Source organism: Halomonas sp. BC2, assembly GCF_002078115.1.
GTDB classification, from domain to species: Bacteria; Pseudomonadota; Gammaproteobacteria; order Pseudomonadales; family Halomonadaceae; genus Vreelandella; species Vreelandella stevensii.
Map to the genome: position 1 here is coordinate 3777 of NZ_LFGT01000009.1, position 11403 is coordinate 15179.

Genomic DNA, 11403 nt, shown 5'->3' on the forward strand with positions numbered 1-11403 from the left:
CACCACCCCGTAGCGCGGCGTAACGAAAGAGCGAGAGCAACGAGCGAAAGAGGCACCCGCGAAGGGCGGCCCTAGCCGCCCCGATCAAGCCACAGTGATCGAGCAGGCCTCACCAGCACCCCTCACGGGCTGCTTCGCGGGTGCACCCCGCTTACACCGCGCTACGGAACATCGTCAACCCTGAAAGCATGCAATCACCTGCGGCGGCGGCCCTTCACGCCACGCAATGCTGAAACGCCACCAAACCGCATCGAAACACCATCGGCAACCACGACCAAATGATCGAAATCAAAAACCTCTACAAGCGCTACCACAACCACCACGGTAGCGACTGGGTGCTGAAAGACATCAACCTCACCATACCCAAAGGGGTAAGCGTTGGCTTGATTGGCCCCAACGGCGCAGGTAAATCGACCCTGCTGCGCCTGATCGCTGGTATGGATACCCCCGATAGAGGAGAGGTCATACGCCACAGCCGTGTTTCATGGCCAGTGGGGCTATCGGGCGGCATGCAAGGCAACATGACAGGCCGCCAAAACGTCAAGTTCGTGGCGCGTGCACAGGGGAGCAACCCGGCGGAAATAAAGCGCGTGATTGCCTTCGTTGAAGAGTTTGCAGAAATAGGCGAAGCCTTTGATGAGCCCATTCGGACCTACTCCTCTGGCATGCGTTCACGCGTCTCGTTTGGCTTATCACTGGCCTTTGATTTTGACGTCTATATTTCTGACGAGGCAACAGCTGTAGGCGACAGGGCTTTTAAAGCCAAAGCCAAAGAGTTGTTTAAAAACAAGGTAGGCCAAGCCTCGCTCATCATGGTGTCACATGGCGAAGGAATCCTGCGTGACCTGTGTGAAGCAGGTATTTACTTAAAGCAGGGAAGCGCCTTTTGGTACGATGATATCAACGATGCCATTGATGCCTATCATGAAGATTCAGATAAAACATCGGAAATAAAAGCGGTTGAAACTACGGTGGCAGACCTAAATGATGCCATTGTCACCAAAGAGCAGCTCAATGCCGCACGGGAAGAGCATAAAAAAATTAAGCGCTACCTCGGTGGATTGGAAGTTGCTAAGTCAGTGGTGGCTGAAAAAGGGTGGTCTGATAGTGATGTCAAGCAATTAGACCCTTCTGTTCAGAGAATCAATGATGTGCTTGAGGGTCTCACCCAAGCGATCCGTGGTACAGGAGAGGGCAAGAGAAGTTATGCAAAGCTGCAAGTCAATCGTTTAAAGCGCGCTGTAAAATCATTAAAGATAAGTATAGAAGAAGCAAAAGCTGAGAGCGCATCAGAAGAAGAGCTAGCGACACTGCGTAACGCACTGGTGGTAGTAAGGAAAGAGTACTCAGAAGCGAGTGCTTCGTTAGAAGTGCTTCAGGGTGATGATTAGTCTCTACTGTTCACCCATTCAATAAATTAATGGAAGGTTAAGTAGTAATATGGCGAAAACGATTATTACCTATGGCACGTTTGATATGTTTCATGTGGGTCACTTGAACTTGTTGAAGCGCCTGAGTGAAATGGCCGACAACGTCATAGTTGCCGTGTCTACTGACGAATTCAATTTGGGGAAAGGTAAAAAAACACTGATTCCCTACGAGCAGCGTGCAGCGATCGTCGAATCCATCAAGTATGTCAGCAAAGTCATCCCAGAAGAGTCATGGGAACAGAAGCTATCAGACGTTAAAAAGTATGAGGTAGATATTTTTGCCATCGGCAACGATTGGGAAGGAAAGTTCGATTTTCTTTCTGAGCTTTGTGAAGTCGTTTATCTGGACCGCACCAAGAATATCTCGACGACGGATTTGAAAAAATCATTGACTCGCTTCTTGTCGATTCCCCATGAAGATCTGATGAAGGCGTTTGAAGCACTCGAAATGCTCCGCAGAGACCTGGAGTAATCCACGGAATGGCAAAAGCGATATGGGCAAAGCGCGTACCCAAAGCGTTGAAAATCTCCAAAGTGCTGGTGAATACCCAGCGCTGGTTCAACCGTGCTCCCCAACGCATAGATCGGCTGTTCCATCAGGCGCGCCATGAAGAGTTGCGCCGTTACTGTGAAGCATTGGTGCAGCGCCGTATCAGGCGCGAGCATCGCACGCTGGATGACATTGCCACGAAAGCGCTTTTTTTTCATGCAAAAAGCCATTACTACCAAGGCCAGTGGGAGCAAACTGCAGCAAGCCTGGAAAAGCTGTTTCATTATCTCCCCTGGCATGCAGATGGACGTTACCTGGCGGCAGATACAGAACGCTTGGCCGGGAATCACCAGGCAGCCAGGCGGCACCTGGAAGTGCTGTACCCACACTGCAAGCGGCTAAAAACCTGGCTGTACCTGGCCGAGCTGGTGCAAACCCCAGACGACTGGCAACGCATGCAGCACTGTATGCAACATGCCCACCAGCTACAGCGTTTGCCAGCCTACCACCCCAGCTTGAACGACTACTTCGCCAAAGGCGCACAGCGTGGCGGAGATTACACAGCAGCCAAGACCTACTGGCGCAAGAATATCGTCGAAGCCAAGGCGCTTGCGAGCCTGCAGACGCAGCCACCGGCACGGCGTGTCGATTTTTCTGTAATAGAAGCGAGTGAAGCGCTGGCCGATATTCAAAAAATCTTGAGCAGCGCAGGCATACAAGTATTCCTGGTGAGTGGCACGCTATTGGGCTGCATGCGTGAAGGTGGGCTATTGGGGCACGACCACGATATCGATATAGGCATTTGGGATAGCGTCGACCCTCAACATTTGGCCAAGGTGGTGGCACAAGCGGGCCGTTTTCATCTATTACCTCAACGTCATCAGGGGTGCTTGCGTGCAAAGCACCTGAATGGCATTGCCATAGATATTTTTACCCATTATCGAGAGCCCACCAGTTACTGGCACGGTGGCGTAAAGGTACGTTGGCACAACACGCCGTTTGGCTTGAAACAGCAAAAATTCCTGGCAAGCCACTACTGGGTGCCTGATGACCACGACACCTACCTCACTGAAAATTATGGTGATTGGAAAGTAGCACAGCGCACGTTCGACTCCACGCTCGACACCCCCAATGCAGAAATACTCTGTGAACAAGAGCTGGTATTACATGTGTACCAACAGTATTTCAAGGCGATCAATAGCCAGAAAGTGCCGCAAATAGAGCGTTACCAATCGTTGCTAGTCACGCTGGGTGAGCCTGCCTGTTAAACGCAACCCTGAAAGGAGCCACATGGACGCTGCCGTTTATCGCAAACTACGTAAATTCATAACGAAGCCCAGGCAATTCATGGAAGATGCCTGGTTGAATCGCCAATTTCAAAATGCTGCACAGGCCCGCAATGAACTAGATACAGCGCACGCATTATTCAAAACAGGCCAACTAGGGGAGGCCAAGGCACAAATAGAACAGCAAGCAGCGCCTCTATATCTTGGCCATCTTCTATTGGCCAAAATTGCGCTGTTTGAAAAGCAGTACGCCGAAGCGGAGCAGCACGCCTTTCAGGTCATGCAGCTCATCAGCCCTTATTGTGAAGAGTTCAAACAGGCTTTTTTCCTCCATCAGGAGGCGCTACGGTGGCAGCATCAGCACGATGCAGCACTCGCCATGTTGGTCAATATGCCGTTCAAAGACCAACAAGCCCGGTTCTACCGAGCGCTGAGATTAGCTTGCCTGGGTGCCAATCAACCAGCCACCTTCGAAAGCTACCTGATAGCATTGAACCCCAGCCATAAAGCGTGGTTTCGGGCACGTAACCACTACCTGATGTTACTGAGAGACCTTGGACGTGAGGCGCGTGCATTGGCAGAAGCACAAGCCTTTATGCAGCAAGTGCTGCAACAGCCTCAGCAGCAGAAGAGCGTAACACCTACGCCAGCCGCACCACGTAGCAACGTGGCCACTCAAGCATGGCAAGGGCGTGCTGCCATGGCACTAGGGCACTTGAAGGACGCACTGGCACAGCATGACCTCGAATGTTTCCTAGTGAGTGGCACACTGCTGGGATGCATCAGGGAAGGCACGATTCTAGGCCACGACTCAGACATCGACGTAGGCGTAATGCCTGATATTTCCATGAAGCAACTACGCGATGCGCTGACGGGGTCCTGCTTTAAATTTCAAGAAGTGTATAGCGAAAACACGCTCTATCTAGCGCACCCCAACGGTGTACATATCGATGTTTTCAGGCACTACGAAATTGAAGGCAAGTTGTACCACGGTGGGATTAAATGCCAATGGTGGAATACACCTTTCGACCTCAAAGCCACGACATTTTTAGGTGAGCAGTACCTGATCCCTGCCGACCCAGCGACGTACCTGACCGAGAATTACGGCGATTGGCAAACGCCCGTGACGGATTTTGCCACGTTCCTGGATACCCCCAACATGGAAATCAATCACCCGATTAACATGGCACTTTACTATGCCGCGCAGGCGGTGGCAGCGTACCGCGAAGGGCAGGTCGAAAAGAGCACGCGCTACCAAAGAGCGTTTGACGAACTGGCAACCCGGATCACCAAAGAAACTCGCTCACAGAGCGAAGGGTAAGGAATCAATCGTATGTCATCCTCATTAAGCACTCTCGCCACTACCGTAAAAAGCTGGCTACCGCTGAAGCATCCGCCCAGCTACACCGCCGGGCTTACGCCTTATCGCACAAAGCAGTGGCAAGCTGCCCAGCAAAAATTTGAACAAGCCATTCGCGAGCGGCCCGGCCATGCCCCAAGCCATTTCAAGCTAGGCATGTGCTTATTCAGGCAAGCCATGTACCCGCAGGCCCATGAATGTATTAGTAAAGCACTGCTGTTGGCCCCTAACGAAGTGCAGTGGCAAGCCCAGCTTCAGCAGGTGCAGCGGTACCTGATAGGGCGGAATAAACAAAGTAATGCTGCTGAGCCGACCGTTAAAGACTCTCAGTCACTGCTTGCAGTCATTCAATATGCATTACTTAACGCTGAGTATCAAAAAGCCAATGAGCTTGGCCATTGGGTAATTGATTTATTAGCGGGAGCAGTGCAACACCGTGCAACGGTCAAAAAAGTACGCTATTTGCTTTGTGAAGCAGCACTGATGAAAGGTGATGGTAGTGCTTTACAAGCGGTAGCTATGCTAGACGAGAAAGATGTAGCGAGATACATCTACACGGCCATTGAATGCCAGTATCGAGGAGATGCTCACAAGGCTTTGAATACCTTACAACTGGCAGGCAGCTTGGTAACGCCCCCTGATACTGCTTACTGGCAGGCCACAATGTTGGCGGCGTCGGGTGACTCCCGCTCAGCCTGGGAACTACTGGAAAATATTACCCTTACCAGCCGACGTGCGGCCACATGGCAATATCTGTCAGAATTGGTAAGCAGCCCTGCCGATTTACAGCGATACCTTCTACTATTGGAGCAGTGGTGTGCAAAAAGCCCAACAGCCCGCCACCATCGAGATGTAGCGACCGCGACCGCCCAAGCGGCACTGGCGGGTGGCAATGGAATATTGGCGCGTAAAGTGCTGCACGACAGCATCGAGTTTCATCAAAAGCGTAAGGGTGGGCCTGCCTCTGTACTGCCCAGCGCATTGAAGAATAGCCAAGAGCCTGGCGCGCCGCGTTGGATTCAGCCCTTTGCAGCGTTACCCCCCCAAGCCATTCAGCAAACCAATACAGCTCGTGCGCATCAGGCACTGGCTGCAGTGATGCAGGTAGCGCAGGCGAACGGCAACATGCCCATACTGTTACAGGATACCCTGCAGTGGGCCATGGGGGAGTATCGCCATAAGGCACCCGAAACTCTGGTGCTAGGCATCATAGAATCGGAAAACGTCAAACAATTGCAAGCTGCCTTGCATCAACACCCCTGCTTGCTGTTGCGACGTAACAGCAAGCAGGGAAGTGACTATGCTCATGCCAATGGTGTGGAAATTTCGCTGGTAATCATTAGCGCTAAGGAAGGCAAGCATACCTACCAATACCAACATGCAAGCTACACCCACGCTGAGCTAACGCCAGTAGCACACCAGGCAGGTGATGTTAGCGTTTTTATACCGACGAATTTATCCAACTACTTTGAAGAGAGCGGGCTTAGCCAAAACGAACCTGTGGTAAGTTGGCTAATGGAAGCCAGCAATAAAAGCATCGAAAACCAGGATGCGTATATCACACTCGCATACCAGGCGTGGCTATGTGCTTTGGTATATGAGAGTAGTGAGCTAGAGGGAATCGCGATAAGGCAGTTACGCGAGCTAGGCGAACACAAGCAACCTTATCAGAGGCAGCTAAGCAATTATACGATACCCAGCGTTAGTACCATTAAGAAAGATGGTGTGCAAATTGTTCTATATGTGAGCGGGTTAGAGAAAGTTGGCTACCAGGCAAATATGTGGATTCCTGTTTTGGAAAAGCTTAGTCAACCAGCTGCGATTGTTATTCGAGAGAAACGAATTGCTGAAGAGCTGATTCAAACGCGTTTGCCGATTTATTTTATGCAAAGTATGCGGGATGTGGAAAATTTAGAAGAAGCCGACGTTAAAGTCGTACTGTACCCAGCGAACACACAAAAAAATATTCATACACTCCGCTTTCATCGCATGCAGCACTACTTCATCAATCATGGTGAAAGTGACAAGGTGGTGAACCAAAGTAAGTTCTTGATGGCTTACGACAAGCTGTTGGTGGCAGGCCCTTTAGCAGAGCGACGATTAAAAGAGGCAGATCTCCCCCTTCGTGACGGTCAGGTAGTGCATGTAGGTAGGCCACAAGTAGAGCTACTGCTACAACAGGTTAATCAACCTACTACTAACATACAGACGATTCTGTACGCGCCTACCTGGGAGGGTTTTGTTGAAGAGGCTAATTACGCATCGGTGAGCGAGTTTGGCTATGAAATGTTACAACAGCTAGCAAAAAACAAAGCGTTAAAGGTGTTGTTCAAACCGCACCCTTACACGGGTTACAACAAATCAGGCCAGTGCGGCTACTATTTAGAAAAAATGATAGCGCTATGTGGCCAGCATAATAACCTGGAGTACATAGAGACTAGTCAAGGCATTCACCGCTATATGAATCAGTCGGATATGCTGATTACCGATATTTCAAGCGTATTGAATGAATACCTGTATACCCAGAAACCCATTGTGCTTTGTAACGTGCAAGGCCACTCGCAAACAGCGTTAGAGCAACAGTTCCCCTCATCTAAAGCAGCATACTTGTTAGACGGCGGCCTAGACGTCACCGCTGTACTGGAAGAAATAGTGCGTGGTGATGAGAAATATGAGGCACGTAAGCTAACATGTGATGACTCACTTGGGCGTTTTTCAGAAAGTTACATGCAACGCTTTGATAATGTAGTAACAAATAATTGCAACGGAGTGTGAGATGACATTAGTCAGCGTGGCTATTACGGGTTATAACATCAGTGAATATGTAGAAAAAGCGCTTGAATCTGTTGCTAGCCAAACATATCCCCATTTAGAAATTATCTTTGTAGATGACGGCTCTAAAGATGACACGTTTGCGAAGGCGAGCCGCTTTCTAAAATTCGCGCAAAAAAGAGTACTGGTATCTCAGTATAACAAAGCAGCAGGTGGCGCTAGAAATACGGCAATTAACATTGCAACAGGTAAATACATTACTTTTCTAGATGGCGACGACTGGTTAGCACCCGAGGCCATTGAAAAGCTGGTGAAAAAAGCAGAAGAAGCCCCTGTGCAAGCCGTGTTTAGTAACCGTAGCGTTTTTTATGAAAAAAATGGAGCGAAAAAATTCGACCCCCTTTTCCAAGAGGTCAGTGGTCTAAGCATTGCCGAGTATCCTGACGCAAAAAAACGTATTGCGATTCATGGAAAACTGTTTGATAGGCAGTTTCTGGTAGACCAGAAAGTTTATTTTCCAGAAAAAATGAGTGTTGAAGATTTTGTCTTCAACTACGATTTCTTGGTTAAGGCGGAACGGGTTTCGGCCATTCCAGATAACACCTACTTTTATCGGAAGCGTAAAGGTGATAATAAGTCATTGACTCAGGATCGTCTGACGCAGCACTCTCTTTCAAGCCGTTTCCGTCAAATACTATTGACACAAGAGATTGCGGCTCGTCCTGAGTTTAAGCGAAAGTTTCCTGATGCGAATGAAGTGCGCACGAATTTTAAACATCGCTTGGTTAGACATATTTTTGCACTGCCAAAAGAGAAAGATGCGCAGCAGTTAGAAGCAGCTTTTATGATGCTCAAGGCGTTTGTCAAAGAGCATGAACCATTGATTGTGAGAAATGTAAACAAGCAAGTGGCTGAGATGTATAAAGCGATTGCGCATGGTTCGTTAGAAGATGCAGTGGTAGCGATTAAAAAATATGAAACTATTCGTAACTCGGTAAATGGTTGAGCGTATGAAAAACTTGAAGAAGATGTTGAGCCAATGGTTTAAAGCGCCAGCCATTAATGTGTTTTATTGGGATAAGAAAAAGAATTTCGGCGACAAAATTGGCCCTTATCTAGTTGAAAAAATGGCCAATAAAAAAACGGCGAATATTTTTCAACGAAAAGAAGAGACAGAAGGGTTGTTAGTGGTGGGGTCTATCATCGGGATGTTGGATCGGCCTGGGTTAGATATATGGGGCAGCGGATTAATACGCCCACTCAGCGCTGCCAAAGCCAAACAGTTACAAGCCTTTCCTCCTCGCAAAATATTGGCCGTGCGGGGCTATAAAACCTATTCTCAGCTGCGCAAAAAACTAGGGTGGGATGTGCCGAAAGTACTGGGTGACCCAGCGCTATTGCTACCTAGATACTTTTCGCCAGACGTCTCTAAATCATCGACTCATGGAAAAATAGCGATTGTTCCACATTATAGCCATGCAAGCTTGTTTAAGCATTTGAATGGTGAAGATGGCTTGCAAGTTCTTGATGTAGCTGACGAACCTCTTGAGGTGATTAACGACATCGCAACAGCAGAGGTGTGCCTCTCTACATCACTGCATGGCATTATTGTTGCACATGCCTACGGTGTACCATGGGTATGGTTGCAAATAACGGATAATCAACTGCGTGGTGATACGTTTAAATTTGAAGACTTTTTTACCGTATTAGATAGAAGTGCAGTGAGCCATAAAGCCTTCACTCAGCAAGAAATACGGGAGCTGGCAATATCCACTGTTTCTGAAATAGCCAATAGTGCAGCATTGCCCACTGATAAATTTGATTTTTCAGATTTAGAAAATGCTTTGTTAGCGCATTTGTATAATTTGGGTATATGCAGAAAGTAATTAAAATAGCCATTTAGCTAAGGCCATCCTTTAAGTTTTGTAGGTTTTGTATTTTATGAGTGGTGTTATGGATAACGCATTAATGAATAATGGTGTTCAAGAAAGTAATCAAGAAATGAAAAAAGCCTTAGCTGTGCATTTTAATTTATCCAGCACTGTTAATTATGCTGATGTTGAAGGGCAAATTGCGAACTATATAGCCGAGCAGCTTCATGCGGACGGTTTTAGCGTAACGCAGTCAGGGTCGTCAATTAAAAATGCACTCAGTGTTAGCTTTTTTATCCGCCAGCCTGCAGATATTTATATTGGTCATAATTTAGCGGATAAGAACTATCTTTTGCAGCGTAACGAGCAGGGCGATGCTTACATTAACCAGTTTAAGCATGTTTTTGTGCCAGGAAGTTGGGCTCGAGAGCGACTTCTAAAAAGTCGACTTTGTAATTTAAAGCCATATCAAATCCACTTGATCGGCTCGCCACGGGTAGCATATTTAAAAAATTAGCAAAAAAGCGTGTATCATCCAACACACGAGTGCGTAAGATACTTTGGGCGCCGACGCATGATAGATGGTTGCATAATAACGAAGCCTTATCCAGTTATCCTGAGCTTGAAAATTGTTTGAAGGATCCCCTGGTTTCAAATAATAAAAAAATAAGCGTTGCAACTGTTTTACATCCGCGTAATCGCAAAGAGAAATATGCTGTTACTGAGCAATTGCTGGATGCGGATGTTGTAATATCTGATTTTAGCTCAGTCGTTTATGAAGCGTGGGCGCTTGGGAAACCTGTTATATTTCCGCGTTGGCTTCTTGGTGATAAAGTATTAAGTAAAGCGCCGCATTCTGCAGAAGCTTATATATATCGAGAGTCTATAGGTTATCATCCAGATAGTTTCGAGGCCTTTCTCAGGCTATTAGAGTCGGAAGATTTGTGTATTGATGACCAAGTTTTTAGTTTTATACATGATTACATATACGATGCAAAAAATTACGATAGTGGTGTTTCGATATCTAAAAATATAAGAAAAGTAAGTGATGAGAATTATCTTAGCGTTCAAGCGAAACTTTACAAAAAGCTTCAGTGCGCCATGGATGAACAACGCTGGGGTGAGGCTAAACAGGCTCTCCAAGACTCAATTCAAAATGAAGCGAATGATGCCAATGAGCTAGAAGAGCATTTTAATGCCAAGTGGCGTTATATGTTGCGTGCAGAATATAGATCGGCGGCCCAAGCTAAGAGTTGGCGTGCAGCTGAAGAAGTCTTAAGTGAGTTAATTTCATATGATGCCCAAAATCCTGAAAATTATAATCTATTAAGCCAGGCTTACAGAAAGCAAGGTAAATGGGATAATGAAATAAAGGCTTTAGAGAAATCGCTCACTATAGATAGTCATCAACCAACATCTTGGTATCGGCTGGGTGAAGCGTATGAAGTGATGTCTAACTTCAATAGTGCGAGTGATGCCTATCAAAAAGCCGTTAATCTTAAAAACAGTTTAGCAGAATGGTATTTTCGGTTAGGCTCTACCTTGCAAAGGGGAGATGTAAATCTGCATCGAGCAAATGATGCTTATGAGACAGCTATTAAGTTAGACAATCAACATAATTCAAAAGTGTTAGGTATAGGTGTCTTCCATGAACAGTGTGGCCATTGGGAAGAGGCACGAAAAGCATTTGAACATCATTTAAATTCAGATCCTATAAATGCAGAACTGCTGTATCGCACAGCCATGGCGTGTGATCGGTCTGGTGATTGGCCGGCTGCTGAGCGCTACTATATTGGCGCTCTGAGCATTGATCCAGGTCAACCTTATTGGCACTTTAGGTTGGGCCTGGCATATGAGTATCAGGGTAAATATTCAGATGCTGCATTAGCCTATCAATCTGCTGCACTTCAACGAGGTGCGCATACACCCTTTTGGTATTATACAAGTGGATCAGCGTATCAAAAAATAGGAAAATACAAAGAAGCGGCTGAGTCGTATCTATCCATATATGAAAATGGAACAATAACAGCTAATGGTCAACTAGCCAGTGAATATCCTTCTGATACGAAAGTTACGTCATCGACAAGCCAGAAAACTTTGTTAAGCAATTATTTGGAACGATTTAATTCTCATAACTTTACAATTGAACAGCTAGGAGATCATGAGTTAACAGCTCATCGTCCTGATTGGTTAC

General features: G+C 47.0%; 9 protein-coding genes. All 9 read left to right on the forward strand.

The genetic code is table 11. From position 1 onward, the window contains the following. Nucleotides 1–278: 278 nt before the first annotated feature. Complete coding sequence (locus B7L71_RS17615; protein ID WP_249273188.1) at nt 279–1391, forward strand: ABC transporter ATP-binding protein; 1113 nt, start codon at nt 279–281, stop codon at nt 1389–1391. A 49-nt stretch (nt 1392–1440) separates the two neighbouring features. Next, nucleotides 1441–1902 carry an adenylyltransferase/cytidyltransferase family protein gene (locus B7L71_RS06520; RefSeq protein ID WP_081136791.1) on the forward strand — a complete coding sequence of 154 codons (462 nt, stop codon included), beginning with the start codon at nt 1441–1443 and terminating at the stop codon, nt 1900–1902. Nucleotides 1903–1910: 8 nt separating this feature from the next. After that, nucleotides 1911–3188, forward strand: coding sequence for a LicD family protein (locus B7L71_RS06525; RefSeq protein ID WP_081136793.1), 1278 nt, complete (start codon nt 1911–1913; stop codon nt 3186–3188). 22 nt (nt 3189–3210) lie between these two features. Then, nucleotides 3211–4527, forward strand: a complete 1317-nt coding sequence (locus B7L71_RS06530) for a LicD family protein (protein WP_081136795.1) — start codon at nt 3211–3213, stop codon at nt 4525–4527. Between the two features lie 12 nt (nt 4528–4539). Then, on the forward strand, nt 4540–7341 hold the full coding sequence (locus B7L71_RS06535; protein WP_081136797.1) for a CDP-glycerol glycerophosphotransferase family protein: 2802 nt from the start codon (nt 4540–4542) through the stop codon (nt 7339–7341). 1 nt (nt 7342) lies between these two features. Next, nucleotides 7343–8344 (forward strand): glycosyltransferase family 2 protein, encoded by a 1002-nt coding sequence (locus tag B7L71_RS06540; RefSeq protein WP_081136799.1) that lies wholly within the window; start codon nt 7343–7345, stop codon nt 8342–8344. A gap of 4 nt (nt 8345–8348) precedes the next feature. Beyond that, on the forward strand, nt 8349–9224 hold the full coding sequence (locus tag B7L71_RS06545) for a polysaccharide pyruvyl transferase family protein (protein WP_170919450.1): 876 nt from the start codon (nt 8349–8351) through the stop codon (nt 9222–9224). Nucleotides 9225–9291: 67 nt separating this feature from the next. Further along, complete coding sequence (locus B7L71_RS17025; protein ID WP_139790060.1) at nt 9292–9726, forward strand: hypothetical protein; 435 nt, start codon at nt 9292–9294, stop codon at nt 9724–9726. 68 nt (nt 9727–9794) lie between these two features. Beyond that, a partial coding sequence (locus B7L71_RS17290) for a tetratricopeptide repeat protein (protein ID WP_170919451.1) occupies nt 9795–11403 on the forward strand: 1609 nt, incomplete at its 3' end.